At 73.2% G+C, this 21,541-nt stretch carries 19 protein-coding genes; 11 read left to right on the top strand and 8 right to left on the bottom strand.

Annotated elements, in window-relative coordinates:
• The first annotated feature begins 77 nt into the window (after nucleotides 1–77).
• On the top strand, nucleotides 78–341 hold the full coding sequence (locus ACQP03_RS24810) for a DUF6244 family protein (RefSeq protein WP_007462863.1): 264 nt from the start codon (nucleotides 78–80) through the stop codon (nucleotides 339–341).
• 102 nt (nucleotides 342–443) lie between these two features.
• Here the strand turns inward: ACQP03_RS24810 and ACQP03_RS24805 are convergent, their stop codons facing one another.
• The 3 genes from ACQP03_RS24805 to ACQP03_RS24795 all read right to left on the bottom strand — a co-directional run bounded on the left by ACQP03_RS24805 (nucleotide 444) and on the right by ACQP03_RS24795 (nucleotide 3,644).
• A complete protein-coding gene (locus ACQP03_RS24805) occupies nucleotides 444–854 on the bottom strand; it encodes a hypothetical protein (RefSeq protein WP_396832879.1) in 411 nt (136 codons plus the stop codon).
• A 250-nt stretch (nucleotides 855–1,104) separates the two neighbouring features.
• Nucleotides 1,105–2,082, bottom strand: coding sequence for an SEC-C domain-containing protein (locus tag ACQP03_RS24800; protein ID WP_357127121.1), 978 nt, complete (start codon nucleotides 2,080–2,082; stop codon nucleotides 1,105–1,107).
• Between the two features lie 95 nt (nucleotides 2,083–2,177).
• Complete coding sequence (locus ACQP03_RS24795; RefSeq protein ID WP_357127124.1) at nucleotides 2,178–3,644, bottom strand: MFS transporter; 1,467 nt, start codon at nucleotides 3,642–3,644, stop codon at nucleotides 2,178–2,180.
• 217 nt (nucleotides 3,645–3,861) lie between these two features.
• Between ACQP03_RS24795 and ACQP03_RS24790 the strand changes: the two genes are divergently transcribed.
• Nucleotides 3,862–4,440, top strand: a complete 579-nt coding sequence (locus ACQP03_RS24790; RefSeq protein ID WP_433458668.1) for a TetR/AcrR family transcriptional regulator — start codon at nucleotides 3,862–3,864, stop codon at nucleotides 4,438–4,440.
• Between the two features lie 6 nt (nucleotides 4,441–4,446).
• Here ACQP03_RS24790 and ACQP03_RS24785 read toward each other — a convergent pair whose 3' ends face one another.
• Nucleotides 4,447–5,808, bottom strand: coding sequence for a pentapeptide repeat-containing protein (locus ACQP03_RS24785; RefSeq protein ID WP_357170768.1), 1,362 nt, complete (start codon nucleotides 5,806–5,808; stop codon nucleotides 4,447–4,449).
• Between the two features lie 233 nt (nucleotides 5,809–6,041).
• On the opposite strand from ACQP03_RS24785, the gene ACQP03_RS24780 reads away from it, so the two are divergent.
• From ACQP03_RS24780 to ACQP03_RS24770, 3 genes are all read left to right on the top strand, one after another.
• Nucleotides 6,042–6,815: an esterase/lipase family protein gene (locus ACQP03_RS24780; protein ID WP_357170770.1), complete on the top strand. Its 774-nt coding sequence runs from the start codon at nucleotides 6,042–6,044 to the stop codon at nucleotides 6,813–6,815.
• 172 nt (nucleotides 6,816–6,987) lie between these two features.
• Nucleotides 6,988–9,216, top strand: coding sequence for a M48 family metalloprotease (locus ACQP03_RS24775; protein WP_433458665.1), 2,229 nt, complete (start codon nucleotides 6,988–6,990; stop codon nucleotides 9,214–9,216).
• A gap of 14 nt (nucleotides 9,217–9,230) precedes the next feature.
• Nucleotides 9,231–9,623 carry an effector-associated constant component EACC1 gene (locus ACQP03_RS24770; protein WP_357127140.1) on the top strand — a complete coding sequence of 131 codons (393 nt, stop codon included), beginning with the start codon at nucleotides 9,231–9,233 and terminating at the stop codon, nucleotides 9,621–9,623.
• 24 nt (nucleotides 9,624–9,647) lie between these two features.
• Here ACQP03_RS24770 and ACQP03_RS24765 read toward each other — a convergent pair whose 3' ends face one another.
• Entirely contained in the window at nucleotides 9,648–10,520 is an 873-nt protein-coding gene (locus tag ACQP03_RS24765) for an aldo/keto reductase (RefSeq protein WP_357127143.1), read from the bottom strand.
• 197 nt (nucleotides 10,521–10,717) lie between these two features.
• Here ACQP03_RS24765 and ACQP03_RS24760 point away from each other — a divergent pair, with 197 nt between their 5' ends.
• Nucleotides 10,718–14,710 carry a CHAT domain-containing protein gene (locus ACQP03_RS24760; protein ID WP_433458662.1) on the top strand — a complete coding sequence of 1,331 codons (3,993 nt, stop codon included), beginning with the start codon at nucleotides 10,718–10,720 and terminating at the stop codon, nucleotides 14,708–14,710.
• 21 nt (nucleotides 14,711–14,731) lie between these two features.
• On the opposite strand, the gene ACQP03_RS24755 is transcribed toward ACQP03_RS24760, so the two are convergent.
• Together ACQP03_RS24755 and ACQP03_RS24750 are read right to left on the bottom strand one after the other, a co-directional pair.
• Nucleotides 14,732–15,190 carry a hypothetical protein gene (locus ACQP03_RS24755; RefSeq protein WP_355049531.1) on the bottom strand — a complete coding sequence of 153 codons (459 nt, stop codon included), beginning with the start codon at nucleotides 15,188–15,190 and terminating at the stop codon, nucleotides 14,732–14,734.
• Nucleotides 15,187–15,501: a hypothetical protein gene (locus tag ACQP03_RS24750; RefSeq protein WP_357127151.1), complete on the bottom strand. Its 315-nt coding sequence runs from the start codon at nucleotides 15,499–15,501 to the stop codon at nucleotides 15,187–15,189. The genes ACQP03_RS24755 and ACQP03_RS24750 overlap by 4 nt, the downstream gene beginning before the upstream one ends.
• Before the next feature lie 227 nt (nucleotides 15,502–15,728).
• On the opposite strand from ACQP03_RS24750, the gene ACQP03_RS24745 reads away from it, so the two are divergent.
• The 3 genes from ACQP03_RS24745 (at nucleotide 15,729) to ACQP03_RS24735 (ending at nucleotide 18,793) form a co-directional block, all read left to right on the top strand.
• The gene (locus ACQP03_RS24745; protein ID WP_355049533.1) at nucleotides 15,729–16,094 is read left to right on the top strand and encodes a YciI family protein; all 366 of its coding nucleotides are present in this window, start codon (nucleotides 15,729–15,731) and stop codon (nucleotides 16,092–16,094) included.
• A gap of 369 nt (nucleotides 16,095–16,463) precedes the next feature.
• Nucleotides 16,464–17,912: a pyruvate kinase gene (gene pyk, locus ACQP03_RS24740; protein ID WP_355049534.1), complete on the top strand. Its 1,449-nt coding sequence runs from the start codon at nucleotides 16,464–16,466 to the stop codon at nucleotides 17,910–17,912.
• Complete coding sequence (locus tag ACQP03_RS24735; protein ID WP_357170780.1) at nucleotides 17,909–18,793, top strand: acyl-CoA thioesterase; 885 nt, start codon at nucleotides 17,909–17,911, stop codon at nucleotides 18,791–18,793. The genes pyk and ACQP03_RS24735 overlap by 4 nt, the downstream gene beginning before the upstream one ends.
• Before the next feature lie 9 nt (nucleotides 18,794–18,802).
• Here ACQP03_RS24735 and ACQP03_RS24730 read toward each other — a convergent pair whose 3' ends face one another.
• Nucleotides 18,803–19,432, bottom strand: a complete 630-nt coding sequence (locus ACQP03_RS24730) for a YceI family protein (protein WP_433458658.1) — start codon at nucleotides 19,430–19,432, stop codon at nucleotides 18,803–18,805.
• 256 nt (nucleotides 19,433–19,688) lie between these two features.
• On the opposite strand from ACQP03_RS24730, the gene ACQP03_RS24725 reads away from it, so the two are divergent.
• Nucleotides 19,689–20,153, top strand: a complete 465-nt coding sequence (locus ACQP03_RS24725; protein WP_030334362.1) for an RrF2 family transcriptional regulator — start codon at nucleotides 19,689–19,691, stop codon at nucleotides 20,151–20,153.
• 132 nt (nucleotides 20,154–20,285) lie between these two features.
• Nucleotides 20,286–21,296 (top strand): sulfite exporter TauE/SafE family protein, encoded by a 1,011-nt coding sequence (locus ACQP03_RS24720; protein WP_357127161.1) that lies wholly within the window; start codon nucleotides 20,286–20,288, stop codon nucleotides 21,294–21,296.
• Nucleotides 21,297–21,541 lie beyond the last annotated feature (245 nt).

The following is a 21,541-nucleotide window of genomic DNA, read 5'->3' as shown; positions in this document are numbered from 1 at the left end:
CGCGGATCTCGTACGCTCCCTTGTGGTCTCCGCCGGTGTGGTGGTGGAGGCGATGGTCGACCAGGGGGAGGGTGCGCGTGAGCGCAGCGCAGATCATCGCGAGGTTGGCGGCCGCGTCGCAGAAGCTCGACGAGGCGAAGGCCAAGACGGCAGCGGCGGCACAGGACGCGGCCGAGGCGCGGAGCCTCGTGGCCGGCGCGTTGGAGGGCGTCGCCGCCGGGCCGCTGGTCGGCATGATCGACGCGTACCGGCAGGCGTTGGCGCAGGCCTCCCAGGGCGGCGAGCCGGCCAAGCAGCACGTCCAGGAGACGATCGCCAAGGTCCGCGCGCTGGGCAACTGAGCACGAGTGGTGGTGGCACAACCCACCCACCACCTCAGCCGACGGATAGCTGACGAGGCCGGAGTGCTCGCGGGGGAGTTACCGCGAGCACTCCGGTGACGGTCAGCGGGTGACGCGGACCTCGCCCTCGATACGCGGCGAGTAGTCGCAGTCGATTGGGGTGCACAGCGACACGCTCCCGGTGGCGAGCGCGATGCCCCGGTTGAAGGCGAAGCCGCCGCTCTCCGCGTACACCCGGCCGGTCACGGCCTGCGGAACGCCGGTGCAGCTGAAGAGCAGCCCGCCGCTGCCGTACGCGACGTTGTCGCCGGAGCGCTGACGCAAACTGATCTCCGCGCCGGCGGATCGGCCGGCCTCGCAGGTCACCGTGAGGGTGAGGTCGACGGCGACGCCGCGTGCGATCAGTTTCGCCGAGGTGACCTCGACGGTGCTGGCCGCGCTCGCCGGGGTCGGTACGAGCAGCGCGAACAGGGACAGGCAGAGCAGGGCGATGGTGGTGGTGACGCGGCGCACGGCGGTCCTCCTCGATGGAGTGGGTGCGTTTCCACGGTCACGGTAGCCATCGCCGGGACTCGCCACCATCGATCGATCGTGCCGGTGCCGGCTGGCCGTCGGCTGGGGGCGGTTGGACGGGTGAGCGTGATGCCTGTGAGTCATCTTGATGACTCACAGGCATCAGAGACTCGGGGGACATCACTCCCCGGGAGCCGCGCAACGGCGCGGCAGCGATCAGGCGCGGCGCGCGGTCAGGCGCGGCGCGCGGTCAGGCGCGCGAGCGGGGCAGGCAGCACTTCTTGTACTTGGTGCCCGATCCGCACCAGCAGGAGTCGTTGCGGCCCGGTGGCCAGGAGGTGATGCCCGCGTCGTCGAGGCTGTCGGCGTACTCGTCGAGGGTCTCCTCGTCGATGGGGTCGGCGCCCGCGAAGGCCGCCAGAGTCTCGACGCTGCCCGCCACGATGCCAAGGTCGCCGCCGCCGAGCCCGGACGCGTCGACGAGGGCGCGCTCGATCTGGGCGCGGTGCTCGTCCCAGGTGCTCGGATAGCTCTCGGCCAGGGCCGGCCAGCGCGCCAGCAGCGCGTCGAACTCCGGCTTCGGCCAGAACAGCAGCGTCGCCGGACCGTCGTCGAGCGTGTCTGCGGCATGGCTGGCCACGTCGCGCAGCCGGTCGGCGAGGGTGTCGTGCTCGTCGTGCGGCAGGCCCAACTCTTCGCGCAGGTCGTGCCGCCGCTGGGCCAACCCGTAGATCATTGCGGCGGCGGTGTCCTGGGCGTCCTCGGACTCGTGCTGGTGGGTGCGGCTGCGGTCCACCATCGCGTCGAGCGCCGCGGTGAGCCATTCGACCGCCATCTCGGCGTGGCCGGCTTCGGTCAGCTTGTCGACCAGGTGGACGGCGTCGGGGTCGGTCTCCAGCAGCGGACGCAGCTCGGACAGCTCCGCCAGGCCCTCGTCGACTCGGCCGAGGCGCAGCAGCAGGCCGCCGCGCACGGCGCGGACATGGGTGTTGTCGTCGGGCTGTTCGGCGATGGCGCGGGTGGCCAGGGCGAGCGCGTCGGCCAGGTCACCCGCCCGGTCCAGGATGTCCGCGGCGACCAGCAGGGCGTACCCGGTGTCGGCGGGGTCGGCCACCCGTCCCTCGTCGACGGCGCTCACCAGCTCGGTGACCAGCGCCGCCGGGTCGGGGCTCCCCGATCCGAGGGCGCCGATCTCGTCGATACGGTCGGCGGTGAGCAAGTCGGGCATGGCACATCCTGACGAACGACGGGTGACGACCGGCCAGCGTACTCCGACACACGGCGCAGCCCGGGCGGCGAACCGCCCGGGCTGCGACGCGGGCCTCAGCGGGTGGCCGGCATGGTGGCGAACTCGCCGGCTAGCTCGGACTCGACGATCGTCGTGGCGGACGGCCGGCGACCGGCCGACGCCCGCCGGGCGGACGGGACGGCGAGGGCCGCGAGCGCGGCGGCGAGGGCGATCGCGGTGAGGAGGAGAAACCCCGCCGTGAAGCCGGCCTCCCGGGGCAGGCCGCTGGCCTGCGGGTGGGCGGTGATCACGCCGCTGACCACGGCCGCGCCGATCGCGCCGCCGATGGTCCGGATGTTGGCGTTCATGCCGGTCGCCACGCCGGTCTGGCTGGCGGGCACGCTGGCGACGATGAGGTTGGCCATCGACGCGAAGGCCAGGCCGATGCCGAGGCCGACCAGGCCACCGGCGACGGCGACCTCCCAGCGGGTGGCGTGCGCGGCGGCGAGCATCGCCGACGCCGCCACGTTGAACGCCGCGCCGGTGGCGAGCTGCGCCTTGGCGCTGAACACGGCCTGGAGCCGGCCGGCGAGGATGCCCGCGACGAACATCGCGACGAGCATCGGCAGCATGAGCAGACCGGCCTGGCTGATGCTGGCGCCGAAGCCGTAGCCGGCCGCGGTCGGGGTCTGCACGAACTGGGGCAGGAACGCGTACACGGAGAACATCGATCCGCCGTAGAGCAGGGCGACCAGGTTGGTGGTCCAGACGCCGGGCAGGCGCATCATCCGCATGTCGATCAGCGGGTTGGCCGAGCGCAGTTCGGCGGTCAGCCAGCCGGCCAGCAGCACCACGGCGAGGGCGAGCAGGCCGAGCACCCGGGTGCTGGTCCAGCCCCAGGCCGCGCCCTGGCTGATCGGCAGGAGCAGCGCGACCAACCAGCCGGAGAGCAGCAGGGTGGCCCGCCAGTCGATCCGACCGGGGGTACGCACCGGGGACTCGGGGATGAACAGGTACGCGGCGACGGCGGTCAGCCCCACCACGACCAGCGGGATCCAGAACAGCCACCGGTAGTCCAGCGCGGTGACGATCGGGCCGGCCAGGACGACGCCCAGGCCACCGCCGGCGGCGACGATCGCCGAGATGGCGGCGACCGCGCCGGAGACCCGCGCGGCGGGGAACTCGTCGCGGATGATGCCGAACGACAGCGGGAAGACCGCGCCGCCGATGCCCTGCACGACCCGGGCGACGATGAGCACGCCGATGTTCGGCGCGATGGCGGCCACCAGGCAGCCGAGGGCGAGGGCGGCGAGCGAGACGACGAGCATCCGCTCCTTGCCGACCATGTCACCGACCCGTCCGAGGATCGGCGTGAAGATCGAGGCGGAGAGCAGGTAGGCGGTCAGGACCCAGGTCACGGTGTTCTGGGAGGTGTGCAGGTCCTGCTGGATGGTCGGCAGCACCGGGGTGATCAGCGACTGGAGCATCGCGAAGAATCCGGCGCCGGCCGCGAGCACGGTGAAGGTGAGCCGACGCGAGCTGCGTCGGGAGGTCACTGCCACGAGAGAAAACTCCTGAAATGGTACGGAAGGAGGCGTCTGTCACCCGTCGTCGGCGGCGGGCGGGTTGTCGGGTCCGGGCGATCGGGTGGCCAGGCGGATCGGGCGGTTCCCGAGGTAAGCTATCCGGAGGCAGGCCTCCGGGAGTTCCGGAGGGGTGCCTCCACTAAGGTAGCGGAGGGTTGCCTCCGGATGCAACCAGGATGAGGTGACGCACGTCATGACCAGCGCGGGGGTGCCCGAGGTTTTCGCCCAGCGGCCCAAGCGGGCCGACGCGCGGCGCAACTACGACGCCCTGATCGCCGCGGCACGTGACGCGTTCGCCGAGAACGGCGCGGCCGCCTCCCTGGAGGACGTGGCCCGCCGGGCCGGGGTGGGCATCGGGACCCTCTATCGCAACTTCCCGACCCGGCGGCACCTCTTCGAGGCCGTCTACGTGGAGGAGGTCCGGGCGCTCAGTCGGTCGGCGGAGGACCTGGCCGAGCTGCCCCCGTGGGACGCCCTCGTCGCCTGGCTGCACCGCTTCGTCGGGTACGTCGCCACGAAGCGGGCGCTCGCCGAGCAGTTGCTGCACGACTCGGAGATCTTCGGGACCTGCCGGACGGAGATCTACGCCGCCGGCGAGCCGCTCATGCGTCGCGCCCAGGCGGCCGGCGTGGTCCGCGACGACGTCGGCTTCGACGACGTGGTGCGCCTGATCAGCGGGCTCACGATGGCCCAGTTCCCCTCGCCCGAGCAGCGCGACCGGGTCCTCGGTGTGGCCCTCGACGGGTTGCGCCCGAAGGCCGCCACCCGCTGACGGGGCTCACTCGTCGACGAGCACCAGCCACTCGTCGTCCAAGCGTCTGACCACCGTGCCCGTCGGCCACCGGTGGCCGGGATCGACGACCGCCCGGGCCTGCTCCACCTGGGGTGGCCGGCTGAACTGCGTGTCGCGGAAACTGGCCATGCGGTGGAACCGGGCCCGGCCGAAGTTCGCGGCGTCGGTGAAGCGGGCACGGTCGAACGACGCCTCCCCTTCGAAGACCGTCCAGCGGAACAGCGCCATGTTCGCGAAACGGGCGGAGTAGAAGCTGGCCGACTCGCCGAACTCGCTGTGCTCCATGGACAGGGCGCCGTCGAAGACCGACTCCCGGAAGGTGGTGTCGTTCTCGAAGCGGGTCGCGTCGAAGCTGCTGGGCTGACCGAACGTCGCCCCGCGGAACGAGGTCTGCCCGGCGAAGCGGGACCGCCGGCAGTACAGTCCGTCGGCGAAATCGGCCCCCTCGAAGCTCGCGAGGCCCTGGACGCGGGCGTCGTCCAGGACCACCTCGCCGCCGGCCGTGAGGCCGTCGAGGGCCAGGTCGCCGAAGCTCGCCGCTCGTAGCAGCAGCCGTCCCGTCGTCGTCGCGCCCGCGAAGCTGGTCGCGCCGGTGAACGTCGCTCCCGTGAAGGTCGCGTCGGTGAGCGTGCAGCCCGCCGCGTCGAAGTCGACGAGCGCCGCGCCGCTCAGGTCCAGCACGACGCCCGGCCAGTGCGCCGTCTCGTCGTGCTCGCGCAGGTGCCGGGTCAGGACCCGCTGCGCGGTGCGCCGGACCTCCGTCTCGCGCGGCTCGTCGTCCGGCGGGGACATCCGCAGGTACGCGCAGAGCACCGCCACGATCGTCGACCGCTGTGACGGATTGTCCTGCCCGAGGCGCTCCAGCGCGTGCAGCCCGCCGAGGCGTACCGCCGCGCTGTCGTTGCCGAGCAGCTCGACCGCCCGGGTGTAGAGCTCGGTGAGCCGACGTTCGGCCGCGTCGTGTTCGGCGGCCGTCGACTGCCGGTCCTGCTGGCGCTGTGCGGCCTCGGCCACCGACTCGGCGTGTGCCTGCACCCGGTCCCGGTGGGCCTGGTCGCGGGCGGCGACGGTCTCCTGGTGGCGCTGGGCCCGCTCGGCGATCCACTGCCGGCGCGCGGCCAGCAGCAGGGCCAGCCCGCCGCCGGTGCCGGCGACCACGGTCAGGCCGGTGCGGATCGCGTCGATGCGCAGCGTGGCCCGGGTGTCCTGCTGGACGGCCCGGTCGGCCTCGGTGAGCAGCAGGCCGAGCACCAGCCAGCCCAGTACGGCGGCGAGCAGCAGGCCGACCAGGACCAGCCACCAGGGCATCACCCGCAACTGGCGGTCGGGGGGTTCGTCGGCGGCCACGGCCACAGCATGCCACCGGTTGTCGACGGGCGGGGGTGTGCGGGTGCCCCTCGGTGTCCGTTGTGGAGTGCGACCGATTTGCCGGTTTGCGCCGTCGACGGGACAACGGGTTACTGGCGCGTAACAAGTCATTGACGTTGCCGAATTGTTGCGGGCATCATCGTCGCACGGTCGACCGGACACCCCCACCCACCTGCCCGGATCGTCGGGCGCCTCCCCCCGGAGGTGCAGCCATGCTGCTCCGAAAGACCGTCCTCGTCGTGTCCCTGGCCACCGCCGCCCTCCTCGCCTCGGCGGGAACCGCGATCGCCGCCCCCGTCGTCCCGGCCGCGACCACCGCCGCCGCCGTCGCCAACCCGGTCATCGTGGTCGGCGGGCTCAGCGGCGTCGCCGTCGCGTACGAACCGATCGCCGCCCGGCTGCGCGCCGACGGCTACCGGACCTTCATCTACCAGCTACCCGGACTGGGCCTCGGTGACATCCCCGCCTCGGCCCGCGCGTTCGCCGGGTACGTCGAGCAGGTGCGCGCCAGCACCGGCGCGGCGAGCGTCGACGTCGTCGCCCACTCCGAGGGCGGACTGGTCAGCCGCTACTACCTCAAACGACTCGGCGGCACCGCCACCATCGGCCGCTACGTCAGCCTGGGCACACCCCAGTACGGCACGTACGTCGCCAACATCGTGGCGTTCCTCGGCCTCGGGAGCTGCGCGGGCATCGTCGCCTGCCAACAGATGACCATCGGATCGGCGTTCCTCGCCGACCTCAACTCCGGCGACGACACCCCCGGCTCGGTGCGCTACACCACCATCCGCACGCTCCAGGACGAACTGGTGCGGCCGACCGGCAACGCCACCGTCAACGACGGCGCGACGAACGTTCTCATCCAGGCGTACTGCCCGCTGCGGGTGGTGGGGCACCTGGGCCTGGTGCTCGACGGCACGGCGTACACCATCGTGCGCGGCGCCCTGGTCGACGGCCCGGTGCGACCCAACTGCCTCGCGGTCTGAGCCCTTCGGTGCGGCGGTCCTGCGGGGACCGCCGCACCGGGCCCGCGACGACGAGTGTCGGTTGGGTGACGATCCTCGGAAACGGTGTGGCAGACATCAGACGTCCTCGATAACCTGCTCCGGCCGTCCACTGCCGACAGTGGGCGTCACCCGTCGAGAGGGAGCAGCAGGCATGACCGAGCCGCAGCGTGTGCCGCCGGAGAGCACACCGCCGACAGTGCCGCAGCTCGACGTCCGGGCCGCCGAACCCCCGGCCGCCGACACCCCGCCACCCACCGGCGGGTTCGCCGACCGGCCACCGGGTTACCCGAACGCCCTGGTCTGGCTGCGCGCCGGAATCCTGCGGGACTGGCGGGGCGTGCTCGGCGCGTTCGTCGCCACCTGGTTCTACCTGCCGATCGCGCTGCTCCTGGCGTTCTGGGGCGGTCTCGGCTTCGCCGTCGTCGGCCTCTTCGCCGGCGGCGCCGGCGCGGACGACCAGCTCCCCACGGTGCTGCGCGACGCGCCACTGATCGGCTCGCTGCTGGACGCGTTCCTCAGCCGCTCCGGCGGGATGCTGGGCGGCGTGGCCGGGTTCGTGGTCGGCTTCCTCGCCGGCTTCCTCGCCGTGCTGGTGCTGCCCTGGCTGACCGTTGTGGACGAGCCTCTCGCCCTGTTCACCGGCCTGATCGGCACGGTCGTCGCGGCGGCGCTGATCGGCGTCGTCTACACGCTGTACCGGGTGCTGCTCGAGCCGAGCCTGTTGGTGGTGTCCGGCGCGCGCCAGCCCAGCCGCCGCGAGAACGCACGACTGCGCCCGATCTTGGACGACTGCGCGCGACGACTCGGCCTGCCCAGTGTGCCCCGGCTGCTCATGGAGGACGACCCGGTCCTGAGCAACGCCCGCACGTACGCCCGACACGTGGTGGTCACCACCGCCGTGCTCGGCGAGCCGGACGACGAGGTCGCGGCGCTGCTCAGCCACGAGCTGGTGCACTGGCGCACCGGGGACGAGATCACCAGCGCCTTCGTGCGCGGCGTCGGCCTGCCACTCACCCTCGCCCACGCCCTGCCGACCTGGCTGATGCGGACGTTCCCGCACCCGGCCACCAACTTCGTGGTGTTCCTGTTCTTCTGGCCGGTGCTGCTCACCATGCGGTACGTGGTGCTGCCCCTGCACGCCCGCGACGTACGGGCTGCCGAGTACCGGGCCGACCTCGGCGCGGTGCTGACCGGGCACGTCGACGGGCTGCGACGCATCCTGGAGCGGCGGCTCTCCTTCGAGAGCGGGCGCAGCGGCTGGGACGAGGCTGTCTGCGCCACCCACCCGCCGCACGAGCTGCGGCTCGACGCGCTGGAGCGGGCGTCGGTGGCGGGTGCGCCCGCCCAGGCCGGCGTACCCGCCGACGTCGCCGCGTCGGTCACCGCCGAGCGGCTGTTCGGCCACAGCGGCCCGGTCGGCACCCGCCGCACCTGGCTGCTGGTCGGCATCCTCGCCCTCGTCGCCTGCCTCGGCGCCAGCGGGCTGAGCGTGGTGCAGTGGGCGTTCTTCCGCCCCCAGGCGACGGTCGACGGATTCTTCTCCGCCCTCGCCGACCGCGACAGCGAGGCCGCGCTCGACCACCTCGCCGACTCCGGCGACGGCACCGACCACAAGCTCCTCGCCCAACTGCTGCACGGCAAGGGCTACCAGCCACCGACCGACGTCGAGATCACTTCCCTGGAGCGTGACGACGACACGGCCACCGCCACGGTGGCGTACCGGCTGGGTGATGCGCCGAAGACGGCCACCCTCACCCTGCGGCGCGAGGAGGAGACCACCGCCGGTCTGTTCCACGGCTGGCGGTTGGCCGGTGGGCCGATCCCGCTCAACTCGTCGATCGCCGAGTCGGGCGTACGCCTCAACGGGGTGGAGCTACCGGTCGCCACCGAGGGTCCGCCGCTGGTGCTGCTGCCCGGCCTGTACACGGCGACCGGCCCGTCCAGCGCGCTGAGCGAGACGCCCGCCGAGACCCTGCTGGTCGGCCCGGGGGAGGGCTCGGCGATCCTGGAACTGGCCCCGGTGCTCAAGCCGACGGCGGTCGAGGCCGTCCAGACCCGGGTACGCGCCTGGTTGGACGAGTGCGCCAAGCAGACGGTCGCCGCACCGCCGGGCTGCCCGTTCCGCTACTACGGCGGGTCGGCGCAGAAGGTCACCTGGAAGATCCTGGAGTACCCGAAGGTCGCCGTCGAGCTGACCGGCCCGAGCACCGCCCGGGTGTCCACGCCGGTCGACGGGCAGGGCCGGGTGCAGGTCAGCGGCACCACCACGTACTTCGGCACCAGCTCACCGTTCAGCGACGACAGCGCGCTGACCGTCGCGGGTCTCGCCACCGCCGACGGGGACGCCGTCACCTTCCAAGCCGCCTCCGACTCCGACTGACCGGGAGACCCACCGTGACCGACAGCGACGCCGCCGCGCGGCTGCCCGTCCGGCTGACCATCAACCCCCGACAACGACAGCCCACCGCGGTCGACCTGCTGACCTGGATCCACCGCCGTCCGGAGTACCGGCCGGTGGTCCGGGCGGCCGGCGGTGGCGGGGGACGGCCCGGCTTCAGCGACGCCGTGATCATCGCGGTGCTGGCCCAGGGGTTGCTGCCGGGGCTGTTCAACCTGTTGCAGTCCTGGGTGGACCAGCAGCGTACGGAGGCGAGCATCCGGATCCAGTCCGGGGACACCGAGGTCGAGTTGCAGGTCAGCGGGCGCACCGACTCGGCCCGTCTGCTGGCCCAGGCCACCGAGGCGCTGCGCGCCGCCCGCGAGATCGGCCCGGACGCCGTCGACTGAACCGGCGGCGTCCGGACCAGCGAATCAGCTCGCCTTGGCCAACGCCTCGAACTCGTCGTCGGTGAGCCGTACGTCGGCGGCGCCGACGTTCTCCTCCAGGTGCGCCACCGACGACGTGCCGGGGATCGGCAGCATCACCGGCGACCGACGCAGCAACCAGGCCAACGCGAGCTGCGCGGGCGACGCGCCGTGCGCGTTGGAGATCGCGTCCAGCGGGCCGCCCGGCCGGGCCAGCTCGCCGGTGGCGATCGGGTACCACGGGATGAACGCCAGGTCGTTGCGCTCGCAGTAGTCCAGCACGTCCTCGGCGCTGCGGTTGGCGAGGTTGTACAGGTTCTGCACGGAGACGATTTCGGTGATCGCCCGCGACTGCTCGACCTGCTCCACGCTGACCTCGGACAGCCCGATGTGCTGGATCTTGCCCTCCTGCTTCAGCAGCGCCAGCTCGCCGAGCTGGTCGGCGAGCGGAACCAGCGGGTCGATCCGGTGCAGCTGGTACAGCGGGATGCTGTCCAGGCCCAGGTGACGCAGGCTCAGCTCGCACTGCTGACGCAGGTACTCCGGGCGGCCCACCGCACGCCAGTCGCCGGGGCCGGACCGGGTCAGGCCGGCCTTGGTCGCGATGACCAGGTCGTCGGCGTACGGGTGCAGCGCCTCGCGGATCAGCATCTCGGACACGAACGGCCCGTACGAGTCGGCGGTGTCGATGAACGTCACGCCCAGCTCGATCGCCCGACGCAGCACCCGTACCGCCTCGGCCGGGTCCTTCGGATCGCCCCACACGCCCGGGCCGGTGATCTGCATCGCCCCGTAGCCGAGGCGGTTGACCGTGATGTCGCCCCCGATCCGGTACGTGCCGGACGCCTTCGCGGGCTGCTTACTGATGTCGGTCGCCATACGCACATCCTTCATCGTCTTTTGCCGTGGCGGGGGCCGGACGACACTCCGCCGACCCCAGTGATCGTCCCCCGGGATCCGTCCACCATGCCGCGGCCCGCCCAATTGTGTGCCGGGACACGATGACGGCTAGCGCGCTCCGTGTCCGGTCTGCTACGCCTGATCCGAGTCGGCGCGGCCGGCGCGGGGGAGGCGCGATGTGGCGACGGTTCAGACCCGACCCGATCGGGCGGCTGCGGGAGCGGCTGGAACGTTTCGGGGCCACCGGCGATCGACGGGCGGTCCTCGACTCCGGCGCGATCCGCGACGCGGAGGCCGTCGCCGACCTGGTGACCGCGACGTCCCCGGACGGGCCGCTGCCCGAGCGGGTCGCCGAGGGTATGTCCCTCCTGGCCGGCCTGCACTGGTACCGCTATCAGCTACTGCCGTCGGGTGAGGACGCCGACGACCTCGACCAGGCGTTGCGGCTCACCGAGTTTCTGCTGCGCTTCGCGCCGGAACGGGTGCCGCCGCCGCTGCTGGAGCTGCTGCGCTCCCGGCCCGCTTCCGCTGAGGCGGCGGGCCGGCCGCCGCGCCCCCGGCCCGCCCGAGTGGACACCACCGCCCGCGACGCGACGGCGAATTCCCGGTACGTCGAGGCCGTCCTCCTGATGGCCGCCGCCGAGACCAGCCGCGACTACCGGGCGGCTGATCAGGCCGAGGCGCTGCTGCGGCAGGCGCTGGCCGGTACGCCGGCAGGTGCGCCCGAGCGCCTGCACTACCTGTCCGCCCTCGGCAGGGTCCACCGCGACCAGTTCCAGCATCTCGGCCGGCGACGGGCCCTGGCGGGGGCCGTCGAGGCGCACCGGGAGAGCCTGGAGGCGACCGGCGTCGGCGACCCGGAACGTCCCGTACGGCTGTTCAACCTCGGCAACGTCCTGGGCGACACGTACGACGTCGACCACGACCCCGCCGCGCTGGACGAGACGATCACCGCGCTGCGGGACGCGGTCCGGGTCGCCGCGCCGGGCACACCGGTGCGCACGATGGCGCGGATGAACCTCGGCCAACGGCTGCGCGACCGGTGGCGGCTGCACCGGCGACCGGGTGACCTCGACGAGGCCGTCGACGCCTTCGCCGCGGCCCGGGACAGCGCCGACCCCCGGGTCGCCGCGTTGCACGGCGCCGCGCTCGCCGAGCGGTTCCTGCGCGACCGGACGCCCGCCGACCGGGACACCGCCATCGAGGCCTACCGGTCGGCGTTGACCGGGTTCGGTGGCCTCGCCCCGGATCTCGCCGGCACCGCCCAGTTCGGCCTCGCCACCCTGCTCGCCGAGCGGCACCACACCACCGCCGACCCGGCCGACCTCGACGCGGCGATCGACGCGTACCGGGCCGCCACCGCGTCCGGGTCGACGCCCGACGGGACGGACGGCGACGACCTGCGGCACGTCGCGGGCGGTCTGCTGGTGACCCGGTACGAGCGGCGCCGACGCGCCGACGACATCACCGAGGCGGTACGGGTGCTGCGCGCCACCGTGGGCGCCGCCCGGGACCCCGTCCAGCGGGCGCGTCGGCTCGCCGATCTCGGCCACGCGCTCGCCCTGGGCCACGCCGACCTCGGCGGGGTGAGCGCGCTGCGCGCCGGCCGCGACGCGCTGACCGAGGCGGAACGGCTGCTGCCCCGCGCCGACCCGCTGCGCCCCCACGTGCTCAACAACCTCGGCAACACCCTGCGCGAACTCTCCGACCTGGCCGGCGAGCCAACGCTGCTGGAGCCGGCCGCGGTCGCGCTGCGATCGGCCGTGGCCGCCGCCGATTCGGACACCGCGTCGCTGCCCCGGTACCGCTCGAACCTGGGTCTCGTGCTGCAGGCGCTCTTCGCCTCGACGCAGGACCTGGCGACCCTGACCGAGGCGATCGAGGTGCTGGCGCGGGTGGTCGAATCGACGCCACCGGGGCATCCGGACCGTCTGCCGGCGCTGACCAACTACGGCTCCGCCCTGAACCGCCGGGTCGAACTCTTCCTCGGCGGCGCGCTGCCCGCGAGCGGCGGGCCCACGGACGAGGTCGCGGCCGGTATCGCCCAGGACTCCGACACCGCCGTGGGCGCGCTGCGCGAGGCCGCCGAGCTGGCCGAACAGGAGGCCGACCCCATTGAGTACGCCCAGACGGTCGCCACCCACGCGCTGGCCCACCTGCTGCGGCATCGCCTCAACGGTGACCTGCCGGCACTGGACGAGGCGGTTCGGCTGCTCGATCGGCTGAGCCGACGGCCGTCGGCCGGCGGGGACCGGCACCGGATCCTCACGAACCTCGGCAACGCTCTCCTGCTGCGCCACCAGGCCGGCCACGCCGACGCCGACGCCAGCGCCATGCTGACCGCCTACCGGGAGGCGGTCGACGAGCTGACCCCCGAGCATCCCGGCCGCGCCATGTGCCTGAGCAACCTGGCCACCGCTCTGGAGCGGGTCGCCGAGACCGGCGCGGGTGACTCCCGCGCGCTGGTCGAGGCGACCGCCGCGCTGCGCGCCGCCGCCCACGTCGAGTCCGCGCCGTCGCTGCTGCGGGCGACCGCCGCCGGCCGGTACGCGGCACACGCCGCCCAGGCGGGCGACCTGCCGGCCGCGCTCGACGGGTACACCACCGCCATCGAGCTGATCGACCTGGTGGCCTGGCACGGCATGGACCCCGACGACCAGACCCGCCTGCTCGGACGCTTCCCCGGCCTGGCCAGCGACGCGGCGGCGGTCGCCATCGCCCTGGACCGCCCGGAGCGCGCGGTCGAGCTGCTCGAATACGGCCGGGGAGTCCTGCTCACCCGCGCCCACGACGCGGGCGCGGACCTGGCCGCGCTCCGCGCGCGGGCGCCCCGCCTCGCCAACCGCCTCGCCGACCTCCAAGCCGCCCTCGACGGCTTCGGGTCGCGGCCGCCGGGCCAGGTGGTGTCGCCGGACGGGTGGGAACGTGGCGGGTCGGTCGCCGCGACCGGAACGACGCCGGAGCTCCGGTACGACCTCGCCACCCGCCGCCGCCACCTGCTGGCCGAGATCCGCGACCGGCCCGGCTTCGCCGACTTCCTCCGCCCGCCGCCCTTCGACGATCTGGCCCGGGCCGCCGCGAACGGACCGGTGGTGCTGGTGAACGTCGCCGACCGGCGCTGCGACGCGCTGGTCGTCGCCGACGGCCGGGTCACCGTCGTGCCCCTGCCGGAGCTGACCCTGGCCGAGCTGATCGTGCGTACGGCGAGCTTCCTGAGCGCGATCGCGGTGCTCACCGGGCCCTCAGCGGCGGACGTCACCCCGCCGCAGGTACAACGTCGGCACGCGGTGGCCCGCGCCGAGGTCGCCCAGACCCTGGACTGGCTGTGGCGCGTCATCGCCGTACCCGTCCTGGAGGTGGCCCTGCCCACCCCGCCGGCCGCCGACGCCGAGCCGGCGGACGGCGGCTGGCCCCGGCTGTGGTGGTGCCCCACGGGCGTGCTCACCCTCCTACCACTGCACGCGGCCGGCCCGGCCGACGGCGGCGACGGGCTGCTCGACCGGGTGGTGCCGTCCTACACGGCCTCGCTACGGGCGCTGACGCACGCCCGCCGGGCCGGACCGACAGCTCCCGGACCGGTCGACGCGGCGCTCTTCGTCGGCATGCCACAGACGCCCGGCCTGGCCGACCTGCCCGGCGTGGCGCGCGAGGAGGAGATCGTCCGACGGCACCTCGGCCGGGTGCGTTCGCTCATCGGCCCGGCGGCCGGCCCGGCGACGGTGCTCGACGCCCTGCCCGAGCAGCCCGTCGCGCACCTGTCCTGCCACGGTACGCAGGACCTGCGCTTCCCGACCCGGGGACGCCTCGAGCTGGCGGGCGGCGCGCTCAGCGTCCGCGACCTGTGGCGGCCGGCGGGGCGGCCGGCCGCGCTGGCCGTCCTCTCCGCCTGCGAGACGGTACGTGGCGGGGCGGCCCTGCCGGACGAGGCGCTCACCCTCGGCACGGCCTTTCAACTGGCCGGCTTCCGGCACGTCATCGGCGCGTTGTGGTCCATCTCGGACGCGCTGACGGTGCGGCTCTGCGTCGACCTGTACGACGGGTTGGCGGTCAGCGGAGGGATCGCTCCGGACCGCGCGGCGGTGGCCCTGCACGCCGCCGTCCGCCGCCTGCGCGCCGCCCTACCCGACCATCCGGACACCTGGGCCGGCTACGCGCACCTGGGCCCCTGAGCGCCGCTCAGCGTAGGAGGATCAGCGGCCGGGGGCGTACCAGGTCACGCCGACGGCGGCGACCAGCAGCGTGGTGCACAGCAGCACCAGCCCCACCCCGATGCGCAGGGACCGGACCGCCGCCATCGCCTCCCGGTGATCGCCGAGCGGGGCCGGCGGGAGAGCCGCCACCGGGGTCACCGTCAGCGGCCCGTGTGCCGCGCGGAGCAGCGCGAGCGCTCCGGCCACGCCCGCGGCCAGCGCGGCGAGCAGCAGCAACCCGACAAGCGCGCCCCAACCCGCGGCGAGGGTGGTCACGTCGGAGCGGCCCCGGATCAGGCTGAACCCGACCAGCGCCACCAGCAGGCCACCCAGGCCGTTGCGCCAGGCCAGCGCCGCCGCGCGTACCCGCTCCAGCTCGCCGCGCAGCAGTCCGGCGAGCTGCTGCGCGCCGCGTAGGTCGGCCACGGTCGCGGGCGGGCCGGGACGGAGACGGATCACGCCTCGACCTCCAGCCAGAGCGTCCAGTACGCCCCGCAGCCCCGCAGCCCGGCGGGGCACCCCGGGTGCTCGGCCTCGCACTCGCACAGCAGCGTCCGGTAGCCCGGGTCGGAGGTCGCCGCGTCCTTGCGGTAGATCGCGTCGACGAGCGTGGTGGCGCTCGCGTGGCCGCACCGGGGACAGCGCCCGCTGAGCACCACCGCGAACTCGAACTCCTGGGCCCGGAAGTCCGCCGCGGCCCGCGTGGCGTACGCCTCGTCGGTCACCTCGGCGTACGACAGAGGGCTCGACGTCGGCCCGTCGTCACTCATCCCGACCTCCCGCCACCGACATCTGGACCGTCCACCGTAGCCGGTGACCACACCGGGTGCGCCCACGTGCCCGTGTCCGGATGCCGTCCGTCCCGGTGACCGACCCGGGGGAGTTGCGCGGAGCGACGGGTACCGCCCCTTTCGACGTGCGAGGCTGGGCGCGTGCCGGTGACGCCGGCTCGGGCGTCGGCGTCGGACCGGGCCGGCGCGACGGCGGAGGGAGGGCCATGCCGCAGGTGCCGCAGGTCGACTTCGCGCTCGACACGTACGAGTGCATCGTGATCTATCCCGGAGCCGCCGGACGGGCCCTGCCCCCGGAGACCGTGCAGCGGTTGCAGGCCGAGCACGCCGAGCACATGCGGGCGCTACAGCGCAGCGGGATCATCCTGGTCTCCGGCTCGGTGGACGGCCCGGCCCGTACGCCGGAGCCGCCGATCGGCTTCGGGCTGGCCCGCACCGGCAGCGTCGAGGACGTGCGCAGCGTGTTGGAGGCCGACCCGGCGGTGCAGGCCGGCCTCTACCGGGTGGACGTGTTGACCTTCCTCTGCCCGGCCGGCTCGCTGGAGTTCCCGCTGGTCAAGGCCGGTAACTGACCGTCGATCCGGAGACGGGTGTCAGGCCGCTGACGGCGTCGGGGCCGGCGCCGGTGTTACCGTCGCGCGTACGGCGTGGGCCGGCCGTCCCCGGCCGTCCAGGCGACGCACGAGCCGCGTGACCTGCTCACCGCCGTGCCCGCTCGGCCCGTCCCGGGGGCGTCGCAGAGGGCCGTCGCCGGGAGCGGCCCGACACCGGCTCCGCGCGGAGGCGTACGATTCCCGGCGCGCGGTCGCCGTTGCCCGTCGCCACAACGTTCCGGTGCGCTTGCGCCCGCCGGCCCGACGCGTGCCACGCGTCGTTGGACACCTGTTCCACTGCCTGCAAGGGGTCGGCCCCGAGTCCGACCTGAAGGAGAGACTAGCCTGATGGGCGTGACACGCCGCGCGAAGATCGTCTGCACTCTTGGACCCGCCACCTCGTCCCCGGAGCGCATCCGGGGTCTCGTCGAGGCCGGCATGAACGTGGCGAGGCTCAACTTCAGCCACGGCAGCCACGAGGACCACGAGGCCGTCTACCGGCTGGTCCGGGAGGCGTCCGAGGCCGCCGGCAAGCCGGTGGCGGTCCTCGCCGACCTGCAAGGCCCCAAGATCCGGCTCGGCAAGTTCGCCGACGGCCCGCACGAGTGGCGCACCGGTGACTCGGTCGTGATCACCGGCGACGACATCCTCGGCACCAAGGAGCGGGTCTCCTGCACCTACACCAAGCTGCCGCACGAGGTGAAGCCCGGCGACCGGCTGCTGATCGACGATGGTCGGGTCGCCGTCGAGGTCACCGACGTCACCGGCAACGACATCCGCTGCCTCGTCACCGAGGGCGGCCCGGTCTCCAACAACAAGGGCGTCTCGCTGCCGAACGTGGCGGTCAGCGTGCCCGCCATGTCGGACAAGGACGCCGAGGACCTGCGCTTCTCCCTGGGCCTCGGTGTCGACCTGGTGGCGCTCTCGTTCGTGCGCTCGGCCGAGGACATCAAGCTCGTGCACAACATCATGGCCGAGGAGGGCGTCTTCCGCCCGGTGCTCGCCAAGGTCGAGAAGCCGGAGGCCGTGGAGCACCTCGAGGCCATCGTGCTGGCCTTCGACGGCGTGATGGTCGCCCGCGGCGACCTCGGTGTCGAGATGCCGTTGGACGAGGTCCCGCTGGTGCAGAAGCGCGCCGTGCAGCTGTGCCGGGAGAACGCCAAGCCGGTCATCGTGGCCACCCAGATGCTCGACTCCATGATCGAGAACTCCCGCCCCACCCGGGCGGAGGCCTCGGACGTGGCCAACGCCGTGCTCGACGGCGCGGACGCGGTCATGCTCTCCGGCGAGACCAGCGTGGGCAAGTATCCGGTGCTCACCGTCAGCACCATGGCCAAGATCGTGACGACCACCGAGGCCGGTTCGATCGGCGTGCCGCGGTTGCAGCACGACCCGCGTACGCACGGCGGCGCGCTCACCGTGGCCGCCTCGTCGATCGCCCGGGCCATCAACGCCAAGGCGCTCGTCGCGTTCTCGCAGACCGGCGACACCGTGCGACGGCTGTCCCGCCTGCACTGCGACCTGCCGCTGCTGGCCTTCACGCCGGTCCCCGAGGTGCGCGACCAGCTCGCCCTCACCTGGGGCGTGGAGACCTTCCTGATGCCGTTCGTGCAGCACACCGACGACATGTTCCGTCAGGTCGACCAGGCGCTGCTCGGCCTCGACCGGGCCAACCCCGGTGACTACGTGGTGATCGTGGCGGGCAGCCCGCCCGGCACCCCCGGCTCGACGAACACGCTGCGCGTGCACCAGCTCGGCTCGCTGGTCGACGCGGCGTCGGCGCGGGCGCTGCAGTGAGCGATGGTCGGGTCGCGGTCGGCCAGGCGGCTGTCGACCAGCTGCTGGAGGTGCTGGATCTCGACCCGACCGGGGAGATGACCTTCCGGGGGATGAGCCCCCCGGTCGGTCCACAGCGGGTGTACGGCGGCCAGGTTGCCGGTCAGGCCCTGGTCGCCGCCGGCCGCACGGTGGATCCGGAGCGCTTCGTGCACTCGCTGCACGGCTACTTCGTCCGCCCCGGCGATCCGGCCGAGCCGATCGAGTACCAGGTGGAGAACATCCGCGACGGCCGGTCGTTCTCGGTGCGTCGCGCGGTCGCCCTCCAGCACGACAGGCCGATCTTCTTCATGTCGGCGTCCTTCCAGCGGGCCGAGGAGGGGTTGGACCACCAGGCCCCGGCCCCGCTGGACGTGCCGCCGCCGCAGGACGTGCCGACGATGTCCGACCGGCTCTCCCGCTACCCCGAGCGCCTCGGCATGTGGGGGCAGATCCCCCGCCCGATCGACGTGCGCTACGTGGGGGAGCCCGGCTGGGTCCGCCCCGGCGACCGACCGGCCGACCCGCACCAGCGGGTCTGGATGCGCATCGACGGCAAGTTGCCCGACGACCCGCTGCTGCACGCGTGCGCGCTCACCTACGCCTCCGACCTCACCCTGCTGGACTCGGTGCTGTCCGTGCACGGCGAGGTGTGGGGGCCGGGCGGCCTGGTCGGCGCGAGCCTGGACCACGCGCTGTGGTTCCACCGGCCATTCCGTGCCGACGAGTGGTTCCTCTACGACTGCTGGAGCCCGTCGGCGTCCGGCGCGCGAGGGCTGGCGACCGGGCGGATGTTCACCACGGACGGCCGGCAGATCGCCAGCGCCGTCCAGGAGGGTCTGCTGCGCCGCGTCGGCGCCTGACCCGACCGGTCACGCCTGGTGGATGGCCTCACCGGCGATCTCGATCTGCACGGTCTTGCCGACGAGGACGCCGCCGCTCTCCAGGGCGACGTTCCAGAGCAGGCCGTAGTCCTCACGGTTGATCTCGGCGGTCGCGCTGAATCCGAAGATGTTCTGCCCGTACGGATCACGCCGCGCGCCGCCGAAATTCACCTGTAGGTCCACCGCACGGGTGATTCCCTTCACCGTCAACTCACCGGCGAGCACGAAACGATTGGGCTCGGACTGCGGCGGCGGATTGTGACTTCTGCCTCGTCCGCCGAGTCGGTGGTTGCGCAGGCGCGCCCAGTAGAAAATCGGGTCGTCGTTGCTCTGCCACGTGATGCCCGTGCTTCGATATTCGAGAGTGGGATAACGCTCCACGTCGAGGAAATCGGCGCTTTTCAGGTGGGTGTCCCGGTCGGCGCTGCCGGTGGAGATGCTCGCCGACGCGATCGTGGCGGTCACCCCGGAACGCAGCGGATCCTCCCCGACCGTGATCTCCGCGGTCGCCTCGGCGAACTCGCCGCGCACGGGGCTCACCATCATGTGACGGGACAGGAAACCGATCCGCTTGTGCGCCTGATCGAGGCGGTAGGTGCCGGCGATCGGGATGGTCATGCCATCCCAGGTGCGTGTGGCGACATCGGTCATCGTGTTGCCTTCCCCCGGGGTTAATCAACGTCCGGTCCGAACTCCATCAACCGGCCGGACAGGCGTACTACCCGCCCAGCATAGGGACGTTCGGAATCGGCCTTTCGGGCCCCACCGGTTAATGGATCAAGGTGCGCGGCGTAATTGGTTGTCGGTCGATGCGTGGCCGATCGGTTGAGGGTCGCCGGTACCGGCGGATGACCTGCGGGCTAACCTTGCCGGCATGCGTCTCTCCGCCCGGGTCGACTACGCCCTCCGCGCGGCCGCCGAGCTGGCCGCGACGGCCAGCGGCCCCGGGCGGGGCCGGCCGGTCACCGCCGACCAGATCGCCCGTGCGCAGGAGATCCCGCCGAAGTTCCTGGAGAGCATCCTGTTGCAGCTGCGCCGGGGTGGCATCGTGCACGCCCAGCGCGGTCCGGAGGGTGGCTACTGGCTGGCCCGCCCGGCCGAGGAGATCTCTCTCGCGGAGGTGATCCGGGTGATCGACGGGCCGCTCGCGCACGTGCGGGGGCAGCGCCCCGAACAGCTCGGCTACCACGGTCCGGCCCGCGCCCTCCAGGAGGTCTGGATCGCGCTGCGCGCCAGCGAGCGCGAGATCCTGGAACTGGTCAGCGTCGCCGACGTGGCCGCGGGGGCGCTGCCCGCGCGGGTCACCGAGCTGGCCGCCGACCCGCGCGCCTGGATCTGACGCCTCCCCGGGCGGACGCCTCGACGCCGACCTGCGGGCGTCCCATCCACCGATCAGACACTTGACCCCGGCTCTGCCGTGCCGCATTGTCGACCAAGTCGATAGGAGATACCGAAAAGTCAGGGGGCGCTCGTGCGCAAGCTACTGGTCCTCGCTCTGGTCGGGCTCGTCGCGCAGTTGATCGATGGTTCACTCGGCATGGCGTACGGGTTGACCTCGTCCACCCTGCTGCTGGTAGTCGGGGTCGCGCCCGCCGCCGCCTCGGCGTCGGTGCACCTGGCCGAGATCGGCACCACGCTCGCGGCCGGGATCGCGCACTGGCGGTTCGGCAACGTCGACTGGCGGGTGGTCACCCGCATCGCCCTGCCCGGCGCGATCGGCGCGTTCGCCGGGGCCACCCTGCTCAGCTCGATCTCCACCGAGTCGGCCGCGCCGTGGATGGCCGCCATCCTCTTCACCCTGGGCGCGTACCTGCTGGTGCGCTTCGCCCGACCGCTGCGTACCGGTCGGGTCGGCGGACGGCTGCGCGGACGCTTCCTCGGCCCGCTGGGCCTGGTCGCCGGCTTCGTCGACGCGACCGGCGGCGGCGGGTGGGGCCCGGTCGCCACCCCGGCGCTGCTGGTCTCCGGTCGCCTGGAGCCCCGCAAGGTGATCGGCTCGGTCGACACCGCCGAGTTCGTGGTCGCCGGAGCCGCCAGCGTCGGTTTCCTGATCGGGCTGGGAACGGAGGGCTTCCTCCTCCCCACCGTCGTCGCCCTGCTGATCGGCGGGTTGGTCGCCGCCCCGCTGGCCGCCTGGCTGGTGCGTATCGTGCCCGCCCAACTGCTGGGCGCGGCGGTCGGTGGCGTCATCGTGCTGACCAACGCCCGCACCCTGATCCGGTCGGCCGAGCTGGGCGGCCCGCTCCGCCCCACCCTCTACGTCCTGCTGGCCGCCGGATGGCTGACCGCGCTGCTCTTCGCCGTACGCGCCCTGCGGCGCACCCGTCGAGCCCGCGCCACCGCTGCCACCGCCACCGAGACGGCCACGGCAGCCGGCGCTGTCTTGCCGGTGCTTCCTGAGTCGGTCTCTGTCATCACCGGCGCTGCCGACGGCAGCGCACCGGCCGATCTCAGCGTGGCGGGCACCCCGGGAGGGCGCTGACTCGCGCGGCGGCTTCCGGTGACGTCGGTCGACTTGGTGCTCTCCCGTCGGTGTTCGCGGCGGAGTGTCTACCCCCCTGTGACCGTGATGCCTGTGAGTCATCTTGATGACTCACAGGCATCACGCTCATTTGGGTCCTCGCCCCGCAGGCGGCGCTGCCGCCGGCCATCAGCCCTGCCGGCGGGCTGCCGGGACGCGGCTCCTCTGCCGCCGTCGCGGCGGGAGGTCGACTGCGGATCGGTGAT

The sequence above is a fragment of the Micromonospora sp. CA-248212 genome (genome assembly GCF_050948405.1).
GTDB lineage: Bacteria > Actinomycetota > Actinomycetes > Mycobacteriales > Micromonosporaceae > Micromonospora.
This window is presented reverse-complemented; position numbering and strand designations above follow the sequence as displayed.

Excerpts from the sequence above, each read along its gene's own strand:
- ACQP03_RS24780 (WP_357170770.1), top strand. The coding sequence starts at position 6,042 with ATGCTGCTCCGAAAGACCGTCCTCGTCGTGTCCCTGGCCACCGCCGCC.
- ACQP03_RS24800 (WP_357127121.1), bottom strand. The coding sequence starts at position 2,082 with ATGCCCGACTTGCTCACCGCCGACCGTATCGACGAGATCGGCGCCCTC.
- ACQP03_RS24730 (WP_433458658.1), bottom strand. The coding sequence starts at position 19,432 with ATGACCATCCCGATCGCCGGCACCTACCGCCTCGATCAGGCGCACAAG.
- pyk (WP_355049534.1), top strand. The coding sequence starts at position 16,464 with ATGGGCGTGACACGCCGCGCGAAGATCGTCTGCACTCTTGGACCCGCC.
- ACQP03_RS24765 (WP_357127143.1), bottom strand. The coding sequence starts at position 10,520 with ATGGCGACCGACATCAGTAAGCAGCCCGCGAAGGCGTCCGGCACGTAC.
- ACQP03_RS24745 (WP_355049533.1), top strand. The coding sequence starts at position 15,729 with ATGCCGCAGGTGCCGCAGGTCGACTTCGCGCTCGACACGTACGAGTGC.
- ACQP03_RS24760 (WP_433458662.1), top strand. The coding sequence starts at position 10,718 with ATGTGGCGACGGTTCAGACCCGACCCGATCGGGCGGCTGCGGGAGCGG.
- ACQP03_RS24750 (WP_357127151.1), bottom strand. The coding sequence starts at position 15,501 with ATGAGTGACGACGGGCCGACGTCGAGCCCTCTGTCGTACGCCGAGGTG.
- ACQP03_RS24790 (WP_433458668.1), top strand. The coding sequence starts at position 3,862 with ATGACCAGCGCGGGGGTGCCCGAGGTTTTCGCCCAGCGGCCCAAGCGG.
- ACQP03_RS24775 (WP_433458665.1), top strand. The coding sequence starts at position 6,988 with ATGACCGAGCCGCAGCGTGTGCCGCCGGAGAGCACACCGCCGACAGTG.
- ACQP03_RS24725 (WP_030334362.1), top strand. The coding sequence starts at position 19,689 with ATGCGTCTCTCCGCCCGGGTCGACTACGCCCTCCGCGCGGCCGCCGAG.